Origin of the sequence: Sporosarcina sp. UB5, from assembly GCF_050859005.1 — a bacterium.
Taxonomy (GTDB): domain Bacteria; phylum Bacillota; class Bacilli; order Bacillales_A; family Planococcaceae; genus Sporosarcina.
Genome location: NZ_CP125984.1, coordinates 352,534 through 373,393, shown reverse-complemented (window position 1 = coordinate 373,393; position 20,860 = coordinate 352,534). Strand labels below are relative to the sequence as shown.

Here is a 20,860-nt window from a genome sequence, read left to right as displayed (position 1 = left end):
GTTTATACAATTGTAGTGAATAAACTAAATTGTTTGCTGCACAGGCACCGTTTTTATCCGTTTTCACCTGTCTGTTTCACGGAAGTCGATTTTGATGAATTGGCCGGTTTTTGTGTTGAATGTGATGTTGACGAAGACGCCGAATTCGTGGCGGTCGTCTTTTAACCATAACTTGAACTTCTCGATTGTTGTATCGCCTTTTGTTTCGCTCCCGATGTGCAAGTAGTCAATGACATTTGCGTTCGGATATTTTTGTTTTGTCTCTTTTACTGCGAGCAGTCCCCATTTGGCGTAAGCGGGTTCCTGTACTTGTGCAGATGTGATGCTCGGTGTATATGGTAATGCAGCATGAACAGTCATTAGTACCCCGAGCGCTATAAGTAAATTTCTCATGGATGTTAACTCCTTTTTCTGTTTTGATGCTGTTAGGATGAGTCATTTAGTTGGATTCATTCGGTTGGGGCACGGATAAGTGATTCATAGAGGAGCTGTAACAATGAAAAGATTAGTAGTCATTACAGTAGGCAAGACGCATAGTGGGAAAACTACTTTTGCGATGGACTTAGAGCAGAAGCTCAAAAATTCGATTGTGATGGATCAAGATAATCATGGAGCATTCATTAATACGTACTACAAAAACTTACAACCGAAGACGGGGCCGAATATGCTTAAGCATGCTATTTCTGAGCTCATTGTCGATTATGCGAAAAAACAGAGCGACTACCATCTCATTATTTGCAATTCGAATCGAAGTGGGAAAGGTCGAGCGTACTTGCTTGAACAATTGTTTCCTAAGAATGAGTTCATTCGCATCCTCGTCCACTTTGACTTGCCGGATCATGTACTTCAAACCCGCGTCGCAAACAGTCAACGTTCTACAAATATATTTAGAAGCGCATCAAAGTTTGAAGAAGTGCTTAAGCGGCAAAATGCGGATTCGCTTAAGGAAGACGTTGTCGATCCTGTTGAAGGAGAAGCAGATTATTTATTCGTAATTAAAGATAGCGGGGAAGTCAATCGTGTTATCGAGAAGATTATAATGATAGAAAAAGATAACCGCTAAAAGATTGAACGCGTATAGTTCCGAAGCGAACGGGAATCGTAAAGCCAACATAATTAAATGGAGGTCTTGCGATGAAAAACAGGATCCGTTCGGGAAAAAATATATTTCTTATTTTCGTATTTATCCTATCGTTAGGAAGCTATGCAAATCTAAGCAATGCTAAGTTTCAAGATTCTTTAATGAAAAACGAAGTGAAAAATGAAGCGCTTTATCAAAAAATCAAATCCTACAGTGAACAGCATGAAATTAAACCGATTGATGCGAAAGTGGATACGGTTTGGAAAGCGATACCAGGCTACAATGGATTGCGTGTAGACGTCAAAGCGAGTTACGAAAAGATGAAGAGGACAGGAACATTTGACGAATCGAAGCTTGTTTTTAAAGAAGTGCCACCAGCTGTTCATTTGGACGATTTGGAACCGAATCCAATCTATAGGGGAAATCCTGAAAAGCCGATGGTTTCCTTGCTCATTAATGTTGCGTGGGGAAATGAATTTATCCAACCGATTCTCAACATCCTTAAAGAACATGAAGTGAAAGCGACATTTTTCTTTGACGGCAGTTGGACGAAAAAGAATCCGGATCTTGCAATAATGATCTACAAAGAGGGCCATGAAATCGGCAACCATGCGTACAGTCATCCTGACTTGCAGAAACGCTCAAGAGCAGAGACGATGGAAGAAATCAAAAAGACGAACGAAGTCATAGTCGAAACCCTATCGGTTCAACCGAAGTGGTTCGGACCCCCAAGCGGCAGTTTCAATCAACAAACGGTCGACGTTGCACACGAACTGAATATGAAAACAATTTTATGGACGGTTGATACGGTAGATTGGAAAAAGCCGGACCCTTCCGAAATGGTAAGGCGCGTCGTATCAAAAGTGGAAAACGGGTCAATGATTCTCATGCATCCTACCGACCCTGTCGCGAAAGGACTCGCAACAATGATTACTGACATTAAAGCGAAAGGTCTTCAACTCGGAACAGTGAGCGACTTGATGAGCGAAAAACGGATTGATTAATTAATGCAAAGGAATTCGAATCAACCATCACTTTGTAATGAAGTTGCATACTATGTATCGAACGTTCTAATCGTGATGGAGGTATGCAATTGACGAACTTTCTATCTTTTACAGGTAGGGTGATGGGGATTGATGACTTTCCGATTGTGCCAAATGATCCGCAAGCAGGCTGCTACAAATTATTTTCACTGACAGACCGGAACGGTTCGATTGTAAATTTTGTTGTCGAACCTTCAACTTATTTTGTTGAACATGTCAAAGTAAAGGTCGGGGATATCGTAACGGGGTTTTACGATGCAGACGCGCCAGTGCCGTTCATTTACCCTCCTCAATATCGGGCAATTGTAATGGCGAAAGATAATCCAAATTACTTTGTAAAAGTGAGTTTCTTTAACAGCCAACTCATAAGCAGCGATGGCAATTTAAAATTGAATGTATCGAGGCAAACGGAAATCGTTCTCGAAAATGGGCAAGCATTTAATGGGAATCCAGCAAACCGGGATCTAATCGTCAACTATGGTGCAACGACGAGAAGCATTCCAGCACAAACGACACCTTATAAAATTATCGTACTCTGTTAAATTCAACGAAAGAGCCAACCGCCTTGGCGATTGGCTCTTTTCACTCTTTTCCATACTCCGATTTTTTATCCATTAACCGTAAAACAGTTTTCGTGTTATCTATGACATATTGAATTTCACTTAAGTCACGTTCCATAAGCATTGACCGATGTATTTCAATTAAAAGCTTTTTATCTGTAATATCTTTCGTGTTTGAAAGGTTTTGGAAGTTGAATATTTCCATTGGTGTAATTTCAAGTGCGTCCATAATTTTCTCTACTGTTGCTAACGTAGCATTGCCTCTTCCATTTTCGATTTCAGAAATCCGGGCTCTGGCGATTCCTGCTTTTTCCGCCAACTCTTCTTGGTTTATCCCTTTTGTTTCCCTAATCATCCGTAATTGTTCGCCGACAAGCCGTATGAAATTTGAAGACATTCCCATGACATATCACCTCTACTTATGAGGTTAGAGGAATAAATGGAAATTGATTATCCTTACAAACAATACAAATAACGCGCTTCGTACGATATAACGTACAGTGGTAAATGGGGGTACTGAAATTTCCTGATATTTTTCAGGGGAGAATACTATCCCAAAACAAGAAATTGGAACCGTTTCGCAAACGCCATATGAATGGTAAACTAGAAGGGTTGTAAATTTTTATTAGGGAAGTGTTTTAAGTGATTGGACGAAACGATCCTTGCCCTTGTGGCAGTGGGAAAAAATATAAGAAATGCTGTCAGTCGAAAAATGCTGTTACGATCGAAACGGTTCAAAAAGATGAATTGGAACGCGTCTTACAAACGTTCTATGATGAGTATCCAGAGCGGAAGGACATTCCTGACTATTTGAAGCTGGCGAATGAATGGAAGCAGACGTTAAACGTTCACTTACCAGAAGAAATGATAGAGGCAATTGTGCTGGATGAATTCTTTTTCAACTATCGACCGGACATTTGGTCAGGGTATTTGGATAAACAGAAGAAAAAGCTATTGCGTCCATCCGTTTTGCAAGTCGTTGAGACGTGGCAACACCCAAGGCCTTTCATCGGGGAAGTAGTCGAAGTGGATGATACATATATGACGGTTCAAATGATTTTCAAAGATGAGACGATTAAACTGCGCCGGGAAAGCGATAAGCCCGTGCCTGTAGGAGTCCATTTGTTCTGTTTCATTTTGCCGGACGAAACGGGCGATGAACATAACAACTTGGCTGTATCAAGCTTGATCTTTTTCCCGACGGACCATACGAACACAATTCAGGAATTTGCGAACCGGTTTGATTCCGAAAAACAATCGGTGTCTATATTCCTGAAGGAAAATGCAATGGAATTTTGGAAGTGCCTCGGCGAAAACGGCTATGAAGGTGGCGAGTTTACAAACTTCGAAGCTGGAGTTCTGTTGTTTGCAATGGAGTTTTTAGAAAAACATAATCGGGAATCGAAAGAACTATTGGACGTTGTTGAAGACTTCTTAGTGGAACAGCAACCGAATGCTCGGAAGGAAATGGCGATTGCAGCAGGCGCAATTCGTTTCGGTCAAGAGAATTCATTCTTTGAACCGATTTCCATGCCTTTGAAAGAAATTGCTGAATGGTTCGAGGTCTCTCCTTCATCTATGAATAAATATGCTAAAGATCTGGAGGCTTATTACGAAGCCAAAGTTACGAATTGAACTGTTTAACATCCACCTATTGCTTCCTTAAGCGGTAGGTGGATTTTTTGAAACCTTTCTTTACTATTAGAATATTGGTAGAATTAGTTTATTAAAGAAAAGGGGATGGGGAAAATGGTAATGCCGACACATATTGTAGCTTGTGGGGGGCTCGTTGAAGACGGAGAAGGGAATCTGTTAATCGTAAAAACGCATCATGGCGGATGGGTGTTTCCGGGAGGACAAGTTGAAGTCGGGGAGAACCTTATAGATGGTGTCGTTCGGGAAGTGAAAGAGGAAAGTGGTATCGATGTCGAAGTGGCCCATCTCATTGGGGTATATACGAATTCCGCCATTTACAAATGGTATGACGGGGTGACGGACGTCCCGACGAAAGTAATGTTTGACTTTGCGTGCAAACCGGTCGGTGGCGAGTTACGGACGTCGGATGAGACGTCGGATTGTAAGTGGGTTCCGAAAGAAGAAGTGCTTGACTATATTACACAGCCAGCGATTCGTGCTCGCATTGAGGAGTATTTCAAATTTGACGGGAATGTGGAGTATCAAGAATATGTTACACATCCGGAGTTCGAATTGAAATTGAGTAGGAAAGTGTAAGGAACGCGATACATTATGCGTGAAAAAATTATTTTATGCGTCTTTCTGACGATTTATGAGCGTTTAATTACTTTTATGCGTGCATATATGGATTTATGCGTCAGTATGCGATTTTATGCGTCATTTCATGGATTTATGCGTGAATAAACGATTTTATGCGCATTTGCACGAAAGTAGGCATTATTGAATATTCAATACGGACGAAAGTACGAGTTTACCAGATTTTATTTACAATAAAAAATTCTTCGTCTATACTAATGGCAACATAAATTACAACTACATACCGTTTTCTGCACTAGGGGTGCCCAATTTGGCTGAGATGCGAGCAAGAGCTCCGATCCCTTATAACCCGATCAGGATAATGCCTGCGTGGGGAAGTGTAGTGGCTTTCCGATTGTTTCATATTGGAGAAAGTGCTACATCTTCCGGGATGTAGTTTTTTTTATGAAAAAATTTCGGGAGGTCGAAGGAAATGGAATGTGGATTAAGTCCAATCGTCGGGTTTCGTTTTTCGTTATATCCGATGGCAGATGATTTTGTAAGTGTAATTAAAGGAGCGTTGGAACAAACCGATACGTCGAATGTGTGGATGCATACAGATGATGTGTCAACTGTCATTCGCGGCAAGCAAGTTCATGTGTTTAACGTAGCGAAGGCGATTACGTTGCATGCCGCGAAAACGGGCAAGCATATCGCGTTATCCGGGACGTTTTCGGCAGGATGCCCGGGTGATACGGCGGGTGACGCCTATTTGGATAAAGGCGAGAAGATCGCGAATACGGATGCGACGAAGCAATATGTCTCTTCGCAATTTGCGCTTTATCCGATGAATAATCCGGCGTATATGGAGATCATTTATCGCGAAGTGGACCGGGCGAAGGAGCAAGGCGTCTTCAATGATTCAATGCACTATGCGAGCGGTATCCATGGGGATATCCATGATGTGTTTGCGTTTTACGAAGAGTCTTTCAGCAATGCACGTTCTGAAGAGCATAAGCATCTCGTCATGACAGTTTCGATGAGCATTAACAGTCCGTCGCACGGAGGGCTGTAATATGTTGAAGTCATGGAAACTGAAAGAAGTCGTTCTTATGTCGTTGTTTTCAGTCGTTTTCGGAATCGTCTACTTGCTGTTTTTACACGTCGGCAATATTTGGGCAGGGTTTATTGGCCCGATTGCTTATGAATGGATTTTCGGCATCTGGTTCATCGTGTCAATCATTTGTATGTATATTATCCGGAAACCCGGCGCAGCCGTCATTTCGGAAACGATTGCCGCAGCGATCGAGGTGCTATTAGGGAATGCGGTCGGTCCGCGTTTAATTCTAGCAGGTCTCATCCAAGGATTAGGTGCAGAGGCGGCTTTCGCTGCAACGCGTTACCGTCGATTTGATCTATGGGTGTTAATGTTGGCCGGGGTCGGCTCTTCTGTATTCAGCTTTATTTATGGCTATTTCTTAGGCGGGTTCGCCGTGTTCAGTCCAGGGTATGTACTGCTTATGCTTAGCATCCGAATCGTCAGCGGAGCAGTTATCGCAGGCATTGGCGGCAAAATGGTCGTCGACGGTTTACTTGCGACAGGTTCACTCCGCGGATATGCAATTACCCGTGCGAAGAAAGGTGAGGCCGGTGCCTGAAGTAATCCGGTTCGATAACGTAAGCTTTCGCTATCCCGATGATGAGGAATGGATTTTTGAAGACCTGTCATTGTCAATCAATCGTGGGGAGAAAGTCGTTATTACAGGGCCGAGTGGGAGCGGCAAAACGACATTGCTTTATTTATGCAACCGGCTATATCCGGAAAACTGCGATGGCGTCGTAAAGGGTTCTGTTACGTTATTTAATAAAGAAAGTCATTCCTATTCACCCGGGGAAGTGAACCACCGGATTGCAACCGTTTTTCAAGATCCGGATGCACAGTTTTGCATGCCGACTGTCGAAGAGGAGCTTGCGTTCACGCTTGAAAATTTGAACGTGGCGCGCGAGGAAATGGATGGTCGCATAGGGGACGTATTGGAGTTAACGGGGTTGACTGAATTCCGGCATTCCGTTATCCAACAATTATCCGGTGGGGAAAAGCAACGGATTGCGACAGCGTGTGCATTAATTATGGAGCCGGAAGTTCTGCTTCTTGATGAACCGATCTCACATTTAGATCCGTATACTGCGAAGCAGTTCATCGATTGGCTGGATGAGCTGCAAAAGAAACGGTCGTTGACGATCTTCGCGATTGAGCATCGGCTCGATTTATGGGGTGCCTTTTTCGATCGTGAAATTCAGTTGGCACGAATAAATGATACGGACCATATAACGAAAAGGCTTAGCAGCAAACAGGAACTCCTGTCATTGGAAGTAAAAAAAGTCGGCACAGAGTCATTTCTAAAAGACGTTTCCTTCACATTGAACCAGGGGGAAGTGGCGATCCTAGCTGGTCCGAATGGAAGTGGTAAATCGACGTTGTTGAAAGCGTTATGCCATTTGATTCCTACGAATGGAACTGTAAGCCCTTCTAATTTAGGGTATGTCCCCCAATCGCCGGAGTTTTTATTCGTGACGAAAACGGTTCGGGAAGAAATTGCTTTCGGTGGCGGCGCTCGAGTAGAAGAATTGCTAGACCGATTGCAGTTGGCGACGGTTGCATGTGCACATCCTTTTGCCGTAAGCCATGGGCAAAAGAGGCGAGTGGCGATTGCTGCGATGCTATGTGACGGTAGGGAAATTATTTTGATGGATGAGCCGACATCCGGGCAAGACGCAGCTTCGATGAGCGAGTTGTTCAAGTTGATTGACGAGCGGGCAAAGGAAGGAACGACCTTTTTAATTGTCACTCATGATATGGAGTTTGCGTTTCATGTGGCGGATTCGATTTTATTAATGAAGGACGGAGCTTTGACAGGGAAGGTTAATGCCAATCAAGTTTGGCAAGACGAACAGTTACTAGCTACCCATCATTTGCTTCAACCGAAAGGATGGGTGCAACATGAGCTCTGCTTTGCATAATATGAATCCTTCCGCAAAATTCATTGTCGTCACGGTTTGCATGCTCACGATGGCGTTCTTTTTCAATCCGTGGACGCCATTGCTCATGTGGGTCGGCGTGCTACTCATCCAGCTGTTGTTTAGCCGGATTAATTGGAAACTGTGGATGCTATTCATGATTCCGTTTTTCATCATGGCGTTCGGATACTTTTGGACGACGCTCGTCTTCGCTGGAGACAAATCAGGGCCGGTTGTCTTATCGATTTGGTCAGTAAACATTACGGAAGTCCAATTGAATCATGCGTTGTCTTTAAGTTTTCGTGTCCTTGCATTCTCCAGCTTGTCGCTCTTGTTTGCATTAACGACAAATCCAGTATCCTTCATTTTAAGCTTAATGCAGCAAATGAAGTTGTCCCCGAAAATCGCGTATAGCATTTTAGTCGGGTATCAGTTTCTTCCCGTTCTGAAAGATGAATTTGTCCAAATCCAGCAAGCTCATCGCCTTAGAGGAGCGATGCAAGAGAAGAACGCAATCCACCGACTATTGCATATGCGGAAAATCCTTCTCCCGATGCTCGCGGGTGCTGTCCGAAAAGCAGAAAGAGCTGCATTTGCGATGGAGGCAAGGGGATTCACAGGTGAGAAAAGGAATAGCTTTTACAAAGTCATTCGCGTTGGCAAAGTGGACGGGGTTATCGCTAGCATTTTTATGGTGCTTCTCGTTCTAAGTTGTACGAGTGTATTGTATATCAAGTAATTTCTCAAAGTCCCACTTGGCGTATTCAAGTGGGACTTTGCGGTTTAAGGCGAAAAAAGGTATGATATAGTTGTTAAAAAATAATATCGAGGATTCTGAAATATAGGGAGATGACGGAAATGAAAACACAAGAAAGTGTTCTTGCAAAACTAATCGCAAATTATGATGAATCCTTATCATATGGGGGAATCGATGGCAGAAGGATTGCCGAACGGTTAAGCCAATTATCCAGCATAGGTCAAACAGCAGAAGGTGGCATCAATCGTCCAGGTTTTTCAGCCGAGGAAAAAGAGGCAAAGCAATTGGTGAAAGGATGGATGGAACAAGCAGGATTACAAGTTACGGAAGATGGAGCAGGGAATGTATTCGGAAGGCTCGAGGGAACGACAGATGGGAAGTCGATATTATCAGGATCTCATGTTGATAGCGTCCCTAATGGCGGAAACTTTGACGGACCACTTGGTGTAATTGTTGCATTGGAAGTGGCGGAAGCGTGGAAAGCGACAGGGGTTCAACCGAAAAAATCGTTTGAAGTCGCTATTTTCTCGGATGAGGAAGGTTCTCGATTTGGCACGGGACTGACGGGAAGCCATGCCGTCGTAGGCAAATTAAATAAAGAGGAAACGGTTTTATTGTTAGATAGTGAAAATAAATCATTCGAAACCGTCATTCAAGAATACGGGAGTACATTGGACGCTGTTTGGCAAGCAAAGCGAGATATGAAGGAAGTGGAATTGTTCGTTGAAGTTCACATCGAGCAAGGTAAGAAATTAGAAAGAAATGAGCATCCCGTTGGTGTTGTGAAAGGAATTGCGGGACCTACATGGGCAACCTTCACGTTTGAAGGGGAAGCGGGTCATGCAGGAAACACTCCGATGGATGACCGCAAGGATGCCGTCTTAGCGGCTAGTGAATTCATTCGCGAAGTTGCTACGTTGCCTATTCAATTCAGTGATACGGCTGTAGCAACGATTGGCAAACTGAATGTATTTCCAAATGGGATAAATGTCATCGCCCAAAGAGTCGAGTTGACTGTGGATGTGCGCGATATCCATGAAGCAAAACGGGATGCATTAGTGAAAGAAATCATAAAGGCTGCCGAGAACGCAGGCGCGGCACATAATGTTGACGTCGTTCACCAACAGATGCTCGCCGTTGAACCATTGTTGATCGACGAAACACTCATAGCAAGTTTGAAGGAATCCATTACGAAGTTCGGGATCGAACCGACGGAATTGATAAGTGGGGCGGGGCATGATGCCATGGTTATCGGAAGGGAAGTTCCTGCAGCGATGCTCTTCGTCCGCAGTAAAAAAGGAATTAGCCATAATCCGGAAGAATGGACGGACTTAAACGACTGTGTAGTAGCTGCACATGTATTGAAAGATTTTATTGAAAAACAAATGGATTATACTTCAAGAGGGGATTCCCTCCATGATTGAAGTAAGGAAATTAAAGCTAGATGAAAATAGACGAATGATCATTACATCGGATATTCATGCAAACCTCCCGTTGTTTCAACAATTGCTCGAGAAAGTGAACTATACGACGGAAGATTATTTATTCATAAATGGAGACCTTTGTGAAAAAGGACCGGACAGTTTGTCGACGGTAGCATTTGCGAGAAAGCTAAGCGCTGAGTCGGATCGGGTTTTTATTACGAAAGGGAATTGTGATGTTGTCCACGATTACGTTTTCAATGGTGTTGAGGGAATCAAAAACTATATACGACAGAGGAAGCATTCCATTTTGAATGAAATGCTTGATCGTCACGGGAAGACGCTCGACGAATTTGCAACGCTTCAGGAACTTGGAGATTATTATCAAACTTGTTTCGGCGAGGTTCTTGACTGGTTGGATGCTCTTCCAATCGCCTATGAAACAGACGATCTCATCCTCATCCATGCAGGGGTGGAAGATATTCCGGATTGGAAACAGACGAGCAATGAATATGCATTATATGCCCAGGCGTTTTATGAGAAAGGGCATCAGGCCGATAAAACAGTCATCGTCGGGCATTGGCCTGTCGTTAATTATCGGGCGGAAGCCGTCAGCTCGAACAGTCCGCTAATCGATTTGGAGAAAAAGATAATTGCAATCGATGGCGGCAATCAAATTAAAAAAGACGGACAGCTAAATGCACTAATTATTGAAGGAAAAGAAATTACCTATACATACGTCGACAGTTTGAATGAAAAAACAATTTCACGGACATATAGGGACGAAATGGGGCGAGTCGGAACGGTTACTTACCCGAACTATGAATTACGCATTATTCAAGAAGAGGACTATTTTACATTATGTGAGAATGTAAATCTCGGTATTGAACAGTGGATAAAAAATGAATTTATTCAAGTCAACAAGTGCAAAACCGACTTGAGTACGACGTTTTTATCAGTTGAAAAAGGGGAAACTGTCTCCGTCGTCGATGATCGTCACGAAGGATATGCGCTAGTGAAGTCTCATATTGGTGAAGTCGGATGGATTCCGAAAGATTGCTTCGCGTAATGCCAAAAGCTTCGAAGGCCGGTGCCTGTCGAAGCTTTTTTGCTTGGGTCAAAGGTCACGAAATGACGATAAAGTTGTGAAAATGACCGATAACTTCCGGGAAGTGACCGATAACTCGTCTAGAATGCTCGATAAAACGTGGGAAATGACCGATAAACTACGGGAAATGACCGATAACTTTCCACGGATGAAAAAACATCGATTGAAACAACTCCAAGAGTGAATTCGTCCAGCTTTATAAGAAGAAATCGGAATTAAAAGGAGGAGCTATGGGGTTAATTCATACATATGTCATCAACATGCTAGCGTATATGATCGTTGCGCTGCCATTTTATCTGCTTGTAAGAAGAAGCATCGTCAAACAAAGAAAGCGGCCCGTCAAAAAGTCGCATGAAATACTGCTCGCCTTATTTTCCCTCTATCTAGTCGGACTCGCCTCCCAGACGATTATCCCGAGATGGACGATCGGTGTAGATATCAGTACGGGCAAGTTCTTTTTCGATGTGTATTTGTTCAATGATATTGCGAGTGTTAACATAGTTCCTTTTAGGACAATCACCAATTATATGTGGGTGAATAGTTATGTGGACGGTTGGGATAGTATTTCGATTGTAAATCTTTTAGGGAATATATTCGTTTTCTCCCCAATCGGATTTTTCATTCCTTTGCTTTGGAGAAGGTTGGATTCATACAAATCCATCTCATTCATTGGGCTAGGCGTCACTTGCTTCATTGAAAGCATTCAATATTTCATTGGCCGCAGCACGGATGTTGACGATGTTATTTTGAATACGATCGGGGTCGTCATCGGATATGGCATCTTTGTCGTTTGGAAAGTCTTTTCTGCTTATGAAAAAACTGTTGACCTTGAATAATTGTTTTGTTATGATAAAAACAACTTTCAGAAAGCGGGTGATGTTTTATGGTGAAAATTAATACGGCTATTGCACAAATGATCGGACCCATACTATCACTCCGCGAGACTTGCTAACAAGGCATGTCTATTCTGTTATGCGCGTGAAAGCATGGTGTCCGATCCGGAACCATGCTTTTTTATTTGAACATAACAGGAGGATTCATCATTGATTAACTTAAACGAATACGGTTGGAATCAATTCCATCAAGAAAATATGCAAACAATAATAGAAGAACTGAAAGCGGATAATTACGTCGCAGGACGTGTCACGCTTGAACATAAAAGGATGTACCGGGTCATGACTGGGGAAGGGGAATGGCTCTCCGTCTGCTCAGGCGCATTTCAACATGCTGCCTACGAACGAAGGGATTATCCGGCAGTGGGGGATTGGGTAGTCGTAGAAAAAATGCCCGGGGAAGAGCGTGGCATCATTCACGCTATCCTTCCGCGGACATCTCTTTTCTCAAGGAAATCGGCTGGGTCGACAATTTCAGAACAAATCATTGCGGTGAACGTCGACATCGTTTTTCTCGTTATGTCGATGAATCACGATTTCAACGCAAGACGATTGGAACGTTATCTAGTGGCGGCATATGATTCCGGAGCGACGCCTGTTGTTGTCCTGACGAAAATGGATATTAGCGATGATCCTGATCATTATTTAGAGTTGGCAAAGGCCATTGCGTTCGGAACCGATGTTTTCCCGGTTAGCAATACGACTGGCGAAGGAATCGAACGAATTACGGAGTTATTGAAGAACGGCAAAACGGCAGCATTGCTAGGTTCGTCCGGTGTCGGAAAATCATCGCTCGTCAACGCTATTTGTGGTGAAGGGAAGATGGCGGTGCAAGGCATTCGCGAAGATGATGCAAAAGGAAGGCATACGACGACTCACCGGGAACTGATCAAGATTCCGACAGGAGGAGTGCTCATCGATACACCGGGGATGCGGGAGTTCCAATTGTGGAATGAAAGCGAGAGCCTCGACTCCGGATTCAAGGATATCGAAGAACTATCTGCTTCTTGCAAATTCAGCGATTGCCGTCACGAAAGCGAACCGGGCTGTGCGATTCGAAATGCACTCGAAACAGGTGAGTTGGCGAGAGAACGTTATGGAAACTACGTAAAACTCCAGAAAGAACTTGCTTTTCTCGATCGTAAAATGGACCGCCAAGCGCAAGCTGCGGAACGGGACAAATGGAAGAAGATAACGAAAGGAATGCGAAAGCATCCATCGAAGAAGAAATAACCTATATTCAATAGATAACAAAAAACAGGCAGCGGCCTTCATCATAAAATGATGAGGCCACTGCCCGTTTTACTTATTCAGCCACTTCTACGCTTTCTTCAACTGTTGCTTCATCCGTTTCTTCAGCCTCAACGACTTTATTCACTTGGTCTAGGTTGATGAACAGTTTTCCGTCCGCGAGTTTCCTTCTTTCATTTCCGAACGAATCGACGACTTTCACTTCAACGCGTGCTCCGTCAGCTATGACGCCTAGTGGGACTGTCCAGTAGCCGACGTAATGGCCAGGTGATACTTCGAGCATTGGTAATTCAGTCGCGTTTGTTACACCTTTGTCACCAAGATTCGTCAGCGGCATGTGGATGACGTATGTGGAAGTCAATCCAGGCTCACTATCGAATTCGAATTTGACGGATTTTCCAGTTACTAAATGAACATCCTCTTTCGGTGTTAAATTCGAAATTTCAGGTGCTGTATATTTTGCGGTAATGGAAACGGTTTGAGTCGTTTCGTTCCCCGCAGCATCTGTGGCGACGACCGTAATCGTATTCATCCCCTCATCCAAAAGGATTCGTTTTGAGTATGTTCCGTCTCCAGAGACAGTAGCTTGTTGGCCATTTACTGTAACTGATTTAAGATGAGCATCCATTACTGTTCCTTCAACCGTGACTGTTTCACGGTTCGTCTTGTCTCCGTCTTTCGGGTTCGTAATCGTCAATTCCGGTTTCATTGTGTCCAATATAACTGTCACAGGGCTTGAAGTACCTGTCGTGCGTCCGTCTAATTGAGACACAGCGGTAAACTCATTTTCGCCTTCTGTCAGTACTGTTTGGAATGAAAACCTTCCATCATTTCCAATAACTACGGAATCCACTTCTTCACCGTTGTTTTGCAAAGAAATTGTCGTTGTCGGTGTAGCAGTACCTTCGATGACAATGTTTTCTTCATTCGTCACAGTGCCAGTTTCAGGGGAAGTAATTTCCGGTTTGAACACTTCAAAGCTGACGCGTGCCCGAATCATATAATTCCCTTCAGAGGCAGGTGCAGGGGACCAAGATCCGCTAACGAATTGATAACTTCTCTTTGCATTCGTTCCGTTTTCATCCGTTGCAAGACCTGGAGCATACGGATTCGGCTGAGTTTGGATATACACCATATAGAAGTCGCTGTTCACGACGATATTGTGCTCTGTCAAATCAACGACAGTCCATTCGCCATTCCGTTTCGCTTGAGCATCAAACGGACCTGCAATTCGTTGCCCTGGAGCTCCGTCAGCACCTGTTGCATCCCAAACTTCGACTGCAAACGCAGTTCCGCCTGGTACAGGCCATTCAGTGTCCCAGAAACGGAAAACGCCATCTGTAACGATACCTGTTTCATTGCCTTCCGGAAGAGACATTTTGACGGCCCAACCGTTGCCGGCATCGTAAAATGCTCGAGCGTTTTCAGCCGTTCCATCGTCGTATCCGATTTCACCGCCTGGATATGTGAAGAACGGTTCAAGGACGAAGTCAAATGAAGTTTGACTGCCGATAGAAATTTGTGCCTCTTGTCCGTGATAACCGCGTGCTACTACTTTCAGCGTATAATCGCCTTCATAAGCAGTAATTGAAAATTGTCCGGCTGCGTCCGATTGAACAGGGGAGATGTTCGCATCTTCCATGAGAAGCAATGTCGCTCCTACAATCGGCTCACCTGTGGACTGGTCCGTCACAGTCCCGCTTATTGTCGCCTGAGGCATTTCCTCTAATGTGAAGTTGGCAATTGTCGTTTCATCCGCATTAATCGTCACGGATTGCGCCTTTGATTGGTAACCGTACGCCTCTGCTTTTACTGTGAATGTTCCTGCACCGTGTGTCATTGTGTACGAGCCGTTTGCAGGACTCGTATAGACGGAGCGATTCGTTTCAAGAATGCTCACTTGTGCACCTAATGGTAGAAGGACAGGTGCTGCTTTGTCTTCTTCAATAGGAGGTGCCGGTTCTTCTTTCGGCATTACAGGCTTAATCGTTTTAGGGTCGACTGGTGTTTCAAGTGCGTCTTTCCCTTTTTCGATAATAAAATCAGGATCTTTGCCTTTGCCTTTTCCAGGTAATGCGTTAATGCCATTTTGCCCATTCGATTTCATTAAGTTGTTCTTAGGAGTAAGTGAAACTTTACCTGTCTGGGATTGTGCACTCAACGCGACATCGTCAATATACCAGCCTTCTCGAACAACACTTCCGTCAGAAAATGCGTTGAAGCCGATGTACACACGTTGGCCGCTATATGCAGATAAATCCACTTCTGCATCAATCCAACCGTTTGAAGCGCCTTGGATCATTAGTAATTGCGTCCATTCTTCCATATCTGTGGAAATGAATACATGCCCATAATCCCAAGCTCTTCCCGAAATGGATTGCTCGAAATTATGCCATTGCTTGAACTGTAAATAGGAAGCACCTTCAGGTAAATCTACCGGAGGCATGACGAGTGTTGCGTTCATGTTGCTCTCATAGTTTCCGGATAAATTCGTAGCATACACATTTTCACCTGATGCTGCATTGCCCGGGCCTGAAGTCGGTTTGCCCCATTCCCAGCTGTTTTTATTTCCGAACGAAATCCATCCAACCGGGATTTGTTCGAAATCTTCGAAATAACCGACCGTAATTCCAGGTTTGACGAGGACTGTGTATTGCTCGCTCGTCACTTCATTGTTGCCGAAATCATTGATCACCCATTGATAAATGAATGCATCTCCGGAAATTTCATCACCTGAAATCGTGACGCCGAACTCCCCAGATAGGTAATCACCGGATTTCCTTTCTGCATTCACCGAACTCCACTGACCTTCCGCATTAACATACTGAAGTGTCACGGAGGCAATGCTTATATTATCCGACACGTTAATTCGAAGATCTAAATCCATCCCCGCGTACGTTTCCGTCGGTGCTGTATGCTCAAATGTAGGCGGTTCGTTATCATCGCCTTGTTTCGTCACTTGACCTTCAAGCGTTCCAAGCCCGCTCGCAATTGATGAAACAGCTGCATACGCATCGACTAGTCCGTACCCATACCCGTGGTTAGGAGAAGTCGGATACATATTGTCCGTTAACGGAGTCGCTGTAGCTAGTAGGACTTGTTCCATTTCGTCGACAGTAATCGTAGCATTCACTTGCCTTAGCAAGGCTGCGACGCCTGACACTGCAGGGCCAGCCATGGATGTCCCATTCCAGCCACCTTCATAGCCGCCTCCCGGAACAGATGAACGGATGTTGACGCCTGGTGCGGAAATGTCAGGTTTTATTTCATTGTAAGGTGAAGGTCCACGAAGTGAGAAACTCGCCACTAAATTATTACTATCTGTTGCACCTGTAGCAAACGATTCCGGATAGTTTGCAGGTGCTGCAACTGATCCAGGTCCACCTGGGTTAAAAAGTGTCGTGTTGCCTGCGGAAAATTCAGGGAAGATTTCCGCTGCACGCCAGTTTCTAACGACATCTCGGTACCATTCGTCGAGTCCTGGTCCGCCGCCCCAAGAGTTATTAACGACGTCCGGTGCCAAATCGACTCGTGCATTCCCGTTTGCGTCAGTTGGTGCAAGAATCCATTGTGCGGCTGCTAATAAGTCACGATCAGTTCCGCCGCTTGCCGTGAATGCTTTCACTGCGATCCACTTTGCACCTGGAGCAACACCGACCTTGTTCGTCCCGTTCGGTTCGCTTCCGACCATCGTACCCGTCACATGAGTACCGTGCCCATGATCGTCGTAAGGGGTTGTCCGTCCAGCAGTCGCATCGAACCAGTTATAGTCATGATTCACTTGACCTGTGGCTGCGTTATATCCTCGGTATTTTTCTTTTAATGCGGGATGATCCCATTGCGCACCTGTGTCGATGCTTGCAACGACTGTGCCGGATCCATCAATCCCCATATCCCAAGCTTGTGGCGCATTAACGCGCTCAACATTCCACTCGACATTTGCTAGCTGGGATTTTGGAGCTTCAGCATCTTCGACGATTGTCGTTTGCAATTGACGTGTTTCATTCGGTAGAATCTTTTCAACTTCTTCGAACGTCGCAAGTGCTTGAGCAACTTCCTTCGTCGCCGTTACAGCCATCCCGTTGACGATATAGTAGGAAGTAATATCTTTCGCTTTTCCAGCTTTTTCTTGCTGTTCGAGATAATGCATAACATTTTGCTGTGATTGTAACGATGTCAATCGAAGTTCCGAGACTACAGCCGACCTTGTCACCATGACCGATTGCTTTCCGGAAAGGTTCGCTTTGTTTGCCTGTTGCTTTGCCGCAGCCGCTACTTTTTCCGTGTCCGCCTGATCCTTGAACTTAATTAGAAAGGTAACCATGCTTTCATCTTTAAAGCTATCGAGCAATCGATGGCTAACTTTCTCTTTCGCTAGTTCGTTTGAGTCTCTCAATGACTGATGAAGTTTCTTGTTCATTTCAGTACTTACCGCCATTGCGGGTGTCATCAATGAAAACACCATCAGGATTGTTGCTGCGATGCAGAATAACCTCGTCCTTCCACGCCTTTTCAATTTCATTCCTCCTTTTAGGTTTCAACAGCTCCCTTTTATTTGCCGACAAAAAAACACCTATTCCCCCCTTTCTACTTCATTAAGGATTCATCGGTGTCGGAATCTCCGTATCTCGTTGTCTAGCTTTAATTATACATATATTAAGTATTTTTAAAATATGTAAATGGGTGAATAAGTATAAAATAATAATAAGTAACTAATCTGACAACTAGAAGTTTGGGAGTTTTATCACGGTTTGCGATTTATTGAGAAATGTCGATAAGTTAGTGTAAGTCCGATGAATAAAGGGTTTAATGTCTTTTGAGGTAAGTTATGAAGTGAAATAAAAAAGAGTTAATTGAGTAAAATAATGTAAAAGACCTATGTTCGATATGGTTTTATGCATTACTTATTTATAAAATATTCATTAATGGGTATTAGTGAATATGAGAATTGGAGTTTGTAAATGGGGATTATGATTCGAAGAATTTTCCCAAGTTTAGGGACGAAAAAAGAAGCCGGCGAATTTCCGGCTTCTTGCTAATCGAATCTATGTGTACATAAGCAGCATTGGATAACGATGCCCGTTCATCGTCTTCGTAATGATGGATTCGTTTTTCCCTTATTAGAAATTATCTTTCGTACGATCGGATATACGACCGGAGCCCACTTAATGGCCGTCCTAATGAATCTGCCTAACTTCATGTTAATCGCCCCTTATTTCGGTTTTTTTATATGTTTCCCTATCGGAGATAAAGTAAACAATCTGTTCCTTCACTATGACAGTAACACTATGTCAATCAACTTCTTGTTTGTCATATTCCAAACTTTTGAAAGAAATATGTTTGGAATTAAGAATTTTTGGAGAAGACTGGTGGAAATTGTTAATACGAGAGGAGCAATTTTACTTGAATAAGATAAAACTGATTGCTATGACCGCAATGTTGACACTTTCTTTCGGTGTCGTTACAGAAGCGGCCGTACTCAGCCAAACAGAACAAGTAGTGGAAATAGAAAGTAATTCCCAAGACGTAAGGTCAAATCTGGCAGATATTCCGTTTATAAATATTTTAGAAAGTACCATATCATTGTTTTATCCACCGCTAGAGTTTTGGAAGAAAGAACCTATGAAGTACACGGTGGAAGAGGGCGATAATCTATTTCGAATCGCCTTGAATCATGGAATGTCATTGCAAGAATTAATGAGTTTAAATAATTTGACCGATCATCTAATTTTTCCGGGAGACATTTTAACGATTAGTTCGGATGGTGATGCAACCGAACGATTTACTTTATCTAATACTGTCAAAGTCGCATTTGCCGATCCAGAAGATCATTCAGAAAAAGAACCGGAAGCCGCACCAAAAGTTCCGGCATTCAACTTATTGATCACGAGTCCACCAGAGGACAGTACCGGAACTGAAATGATTGTAACCGCAACTGCGTATACAGCATATTGTACAGGTTGTTCGGGAACGACCGCTTATGGAATTGATTTACGGGCTAACCCGGATCAGAAAGTGATAGCAGTAGACCCAACGATCATTCCATTAGGAACGAAAGTGTGGGTGGAAGGATACGGAGAAGCGATTGCAGGTGATGTCGGTAGTGCAATTAAAGGACATAAAATAGATGTGTTCATTCCTTCCTATGAGAGTGCGATGGAGTGGGGCGTTAAAAAGGTAAAAATAAAAATCATAAATTAATGCGGAAAAAAGGCCACTGCTAACAAAATTGTCAGCAGTGGCCTTTCTATTTACTTTATGCGGTTAAATCCTTCTCCACTTTTCCATCTTTAATAACGATTTGAATATTATCGTTGTTAGCGAGGGAATGGACATCTTCGAGCGGATTGCCTTTTACAATAATAATATCCGCAAGTTTTCCAGCTTCGATTGTTCCGACTTGGTCTTCCCAGCCTAAACATTCAGCGGCGGTTTTTGTAGAAGCGACGATCGTATCCATCGGGCTCATGCCTGCATCGGCCATCAACCCTAATTCGCGTAAGTTCGTCCCGTGCTTCATAACCCCCGCATCTGTTCCCATTGCAATTTTCACCCCAGCTTTATACGCTTTCTGGAAGCTTACAATATGGTGCTCGATAACTTCTTTCGATTTCTGAACGGCCGTTTCGGGCATACCTGTTTCTGCAGCAGTTTCTAAAACAGCAACAGGGGCAAGAAGCGTCGGAACGAGGTACGTTCCGTTTTCGAGCATTAGGTCAATTGCTTCGTCATCAATGAAGATTCCGTGCTCAATCGAATGAACGCCTGCGCGAACCGCGTTTTTAATACCTTCTGCTCCTTGCGCATGGGCCATAACTTTAACGCCTTTTCGGAAACGTCCTTCCTCGACGATCACTTTCAACTCTTCCAACGAGAATTGCGTAAATTCCGGATGGTCAGTTGCACTTAACACGCCGCCAGTCGCATGCACTTTAATGACTTCCGCACCAGCACGGAGCATTTCACGTGTCTTTTTGCGCACTTCTTCAACCCCATCACAAACCCCATTCGGCATGCCAGGGTATGGAGAAGGCAACAGATCGAGCACGTTGCCTGAAACCGTATAGCCGTCACCATGTCCGCCGGTAATTGTTAATGCATTAATGCTGAGCTGTAAGCGAGGTCCAGGGATGAGGCCTTCGTCAACTGCTTTTTTTACGCCTAAATCGGTGCCGAGCGCATCCCGCACGGAAGTAACACCCGCATCCAAAGTCGCTTTCAAATATTGCGCTGCTTGATAATACATGAATGAAAACGGAGTAGCCAATCGCTCTGGAATTGGCGAGAACTCTAACATCATATGGACGTGCGTATCGATGAAGCCTGGTAGAATCGTTTTACCAGTTGCATCGATGACTTGTTCATCTCCCATCGCATTATAACCGTCTTCAGCACCTACATACTCAATCCGGTTTTTATCAACAACGACAATTTGGCCTTGTTTAGGTTCTTCACCGTTTCCATCAATAAGTGCTCCATTACGTATGATTGTTTTTACCATCGAAAAGTCCTCCAAA

The 20,860-nt window shown here is 43.8% G+C and carries 19 protein-coding genes and 1 riboswitch; of the genes, 15 read left to right on the top strand and 4 right to left on the bottom strand.

The window, feature by feature from the left end:
* Positions 1-63: 63 nt before the first annotated feature.
* Entirely contained in the window at positions 64-393 is a 330-nt protein-coding gene (locus QM454_RS02160) for a YqzG/YhdC family protein (RefSeq protein ID WP_432360960.1), read from the bottom strand.
* A 103-nt stretch (positions 394-496) separates the two neighbouring features.
* On the opposite strand from QM454_RS02160, the gene QM454_RS02155 reads away from it, so the two are divergent.
* The 3 genes from QM454_RS02155 to QM454_RS02145 all read left to right on the top strand — a co-directional run bounded on the left by QM454_RS02155 (position 497) and on the right by QM454_RS02145 (position 2,666).
* Positions 497-1,063 (top strand): AAA family ATPase, encoded by a 567-nt coding sequence (locus tag QM454_RS02155; RefSeq protein WP_432360957.1) that lies wholly within the window; start codon positions 497-499, stop codon positions 1,061-1,063.
* A 71-nt stretch (positions 1,064-1,134) separates the two neighbouring features.
* Entirely contained in the window at positions 1,135-2,085 is a 951-nt protein-coding gene (locus tag QM454_RS02150; RefSeq protein ID WP_432360954.1) for a polysaccharide deacetylase family protein, read from the top strand.
* An 89-nt stretch (positions 2,086-2,174) separates the two neighbouring features.
* Entirely contained in the window at positions 2,175-2,666 is a 492-nt protein-coding gene (locus QM454_RS02145) for a hypothetical protein (RefSeq protein ID WP_432360951.1), read from the top strand.
* Between the two features lie 40 nt (positions 2,667-2,706).
* On the opposite strand, the gene QM454_RS02140 is transcribed toward QM454_RS02145, so the two are convergent.
* On the bottom strand, positions 2,707-3,087 hold the full coding sequence (locus QM454_RS02140; RefSeq protein ID WP_432360948.1) for a helix-turn-helix domain-containing protein: 381 nt from the start codon (positions 3,085-3,087) through the stop codon (positions 2,707-2,709).
* 239 nt (positions 3,088-3,326) lie between these two features.
* Between QM454_RS02140 and QM454_RS02135 the strand changes: the two genes are divergently transcribed.
* The 11 genes from QM454_RS02135 to rsgA all read left to right on the top strand — a co-directional run bounded on the left by QM454_RS02135 (position 3,327) and on the right by rsgA (position 13,325).
* Entirely contained in the window at positions 3,327-4,319 is a 993-nt protein-coding gene (locus tag QM454_RS02135) for a YecA family protein (RefSeq protein WP_432360945.1), read from the top strand.
* Positions 4,320-4,433: 114 nt separating this feature from the next.
* Positions 4,434-4,916 (top strand): NUDIX hydrolase, encoded by a 483-nt coding sequence (locus QM454_RS02130; protein WP_432360943.1) that lies wholly within the window; start codon positions 4,434-4,436, stop codon positions 4,914-4,916.
* A gap of 287 nt (positions 4,917-5,203) precedes the next feature.
* Positions 5,204-5,309: riboswitch (TPP riboswitch) on the top strand.
* A 79-nt stretch (positions 5,310-5,388) separates the two neighbouring features.
* Positions 5,389-5,970 carry a YkoF family thiamine/hydroxymethylpyrimidine-binding protein gene (locus QM454_RS02125; protein ID WP_432360941.1) on the top strand — a complete coding sequence of 194 codons (582 nt, stop codon included), beginning with the start codon at positions 5,389-5,391 and terminating at the stop codon, positions 5,968-5,970.
* A 1-nt stretch (position 5,971) separates the two neighbouring features.
* Positions 5,972-6,553 (top strand): ECF transporter S component, encoded by a 582-nt coding sequence (locus tag QM454_RS02120; RefSeq protein WP_432360939.1) that lies wholly within the window; start codon positions 5,972-5,974, stop codon positions 6,551-6,553.
* The gene (locus QM454_RS02115; protein WP_432360936.1) at positions 6,546-7,916 is read left to right on the top strand and encodes an ABC transporter ATP-binding protein; all 1,371 of its coding nucleotides are present in this window, start codon (positions 6,546-6,548) and stop codon (positions 7,914-7,916) included. The genes QM454_RS02120 and QM454_RS02115 overlap by 8 nt, the downstream gene beginning before the upstream one ends.
* The gene (locus tag QM454_RS02110) at positions 7,897-8,652 is read left to right on the top strand and encodes an energy-coupling factor transporter transmembrane component T family protein (RefSeq protein ID WP_432360934.1); all 756 of its coding nucleotides are present in this window, start codon (positions 7,897-7,899) and stop codon (positions 8,650-8,652) included. Before QM454_RS02115 ends, QM454_RS02110 begins: the two co-directional genes overlap by 20 nt.
* A gap of 119 nt (positions 8,653-8,771) precedes the next feature.
* Entirely contained in the window at positions 8,772-10,094 is a 1,323-nt protein-coding gene (locus QM454_RS02105; RefSeq protein ID WP_432360931.1) for a Zn-dependent hydrolase, read from the top strand.
* Positions 10,087-11,160, top strand: a complete 1,074-nt coding sequence (locus tag QM454_RS02100) for a metallophosphoesterase (RefSeq protein WP_432360928.1) — start codon at positions 10,087-10,089, stop codon at positions 11,158-11,160. Before QM454_RS02105 ends, QM454_RS02100 begins: the two co-directional genes overlap by 8 nt.
* A gap of 43 nt (positions 11,161-11,203) precedes the next feature.
* Entirely contained in the window at positions 11,204-11,383 is a 180-nt protein-coding gene (locus QM454_RS02095; protein ID WP_432360926.1) for a hypothetical protein, read from the top strand.
* Between the two features lie 46 nt (positions 11,384-11,429).
* The gene (locus QM454_RS02090) at positions 11,430-12,035 is read left to right on the top strand and encodes a VanZ family protein (protein ID WP_432360924.1); all 606 of its coding nucleotides are present in this window, start codon (positions 11,430-11,432) and stop codon (positions 12,033-12,035) included.
* Between the two features lie 210 nt (positions 12,036-12,245).
* Complete coding sequence (gene rsgA / locus QM454_RS02085) at positions 12,246-13,325, top strand: ribosome small subunit-dependent GTPase A (protein ID WP_432363829.1); 1,080 nt, start codon at positions 12,246-12,248, stop codon at positions 13,323-13,325.
* Positions 13,326-13,398: 73 nt separating this feature from the next.
* Here the strand turns inward: rsgA and QM454_RS02080 are convergent, their stop codons facing one another.
* Positions 13,399-17,865: a S8 family serine peptidase gene (locus QM454_RS02080; protein ID WP_432360921.1), complete on the bottom strand. Its 4,467-nt coding sequence runs from the start codon at positions 17,863-17,865 to the stop codon at positions 13,399-13,401.
* A gap of 881 nt (positions 17,866-18,746) precedes the next feature.
* Here QM454_RS02080 and QM454_RS02075 point away from each other — a divergent pair.
* A complete protein-coding gene (locus QM454_RS02075) occupies positions 18,747-19,544 on the top strand; it encodes a 3D domain-containing protein (protein WP_432360918.1) in 798 nt (265 codons plus the stop codon).
* A 55-nt stretch (positions 19,545-19,599) separates the two neighbouring features.
* Here QM454_RS02075 and QM454_RS02070 read toward each other — a convergent pair whose 3' ends face one another.
* The gene (locus QM454_RS02070) at positions 19,600-20,844 is read right to left on the bottom strand and encodes an amidohydrolase family protein (RefSeq protein ID WP_432360916.1); all 1,245 of its coding nucleotides are present in this window, start codon (positions 20,842-20,844) and stop codon (positions 19,600-19,602) included.
* Positions 20,845-20,860: the final 16 nt, after the last annotated feature.

What these genes read in the sequence shown, in the direction of transcription:
- QM454_RS02160 (WP_432360960.1), bottom strand. Translation starts at nt 393, where the DNA reads ATGAGAAATTTACTTATAGCGCTCGGGGTACTAATGACTGTTCATGCT.
- QM454_RS02105 (WP_432360931.1), top strand. Translation starts at nt 8,772, where the DNA reads ATGAAAACACAAGAAAGTGTTCTTGCAAAACTAATCGCAAATTATGAT.
- QM454_RS02130 (WP_432360943.1), top strand. Translation starts at nt 4,434, where the DNA reads ATGGTAATGCCGACACATATTGTAGCTTGTGGGGGGCTCGTTGAAGAC.
- QM454_RS02110 (WP_432360934.1), top strand. Translation starts at nt 7,897, where the DNA reads ATGAGCTCTGCTTTGCATAATATGAATCCTTCCGCAAAATTCATTGTC.
- QM454_RS02070 (WP_432360916.1), bottom strand. Translation starts at nt 20,844, where the DNA reads ATGGTAAAAACAATCATACGTAATGGAGCACTTATTGATGGAAACGGT.
- QM454_RS02125 (WP_432360941.1), top strand. Translation starts at nt 5,389, where the DNA reads ATGGAATGTGGATTAAGTCCAATCGTCGGGTTTCGTTTTTCGTTATAT.
- QM454_RS02090 (WP_432360924.1), top strand. Translation starts at nt 11,430, where the DNA reads ATGGGGTTAATTCATACATATGTCATCAACATGCTAGCGTATATGATC.
- QM454_RS02155 (WP_432360957.1), top strand. Translation starts at nt 497, where the DNA reads ATGAAAAGATTAGTAGTCATTACAGTAGGCAAGACGCATAGTGGGAAA.
- QM454_RS02140 (WP_432360948.1), bottom strand. Translation starts at nt 3,087, where the DNA reads ATGGGAATGTCTTCAAATTTCATACGGCTTGTCGGCGAACAATTACGG.
- QM454_RS02080 (WP_432360921.1), bottom strand. Translation starts at nt 17,865, where the DNA reads ATGAAATTGAAAAGGCGTGGAAGGACGAGGTTATTCTGCATCGCAGCA.
- QM454_RS02150 (WP_432360954.1), top strand. Translation starts at nt 1,135, where the DNA reads ATGAAAAACAGGATCCGTTCGGGAAAAAATATATTTCTTATTTTCGTA.
- QM454_RS02120 (WP_432360939.1), top strand. Translation starts at nt 5,972, where the DNA reads ATGTTGAAGTCATGGAAACTGAAAGAAGTCGTTCTTATGTCGTTGTTT.
- QM454_RS02100 (WP_432360928.1), top strand. Translation starts at nt 10,087, where the DNA reads ATGATTGAAGTAAGGAAATTAAAGCTAGATGAAAATAGACGAATGATC.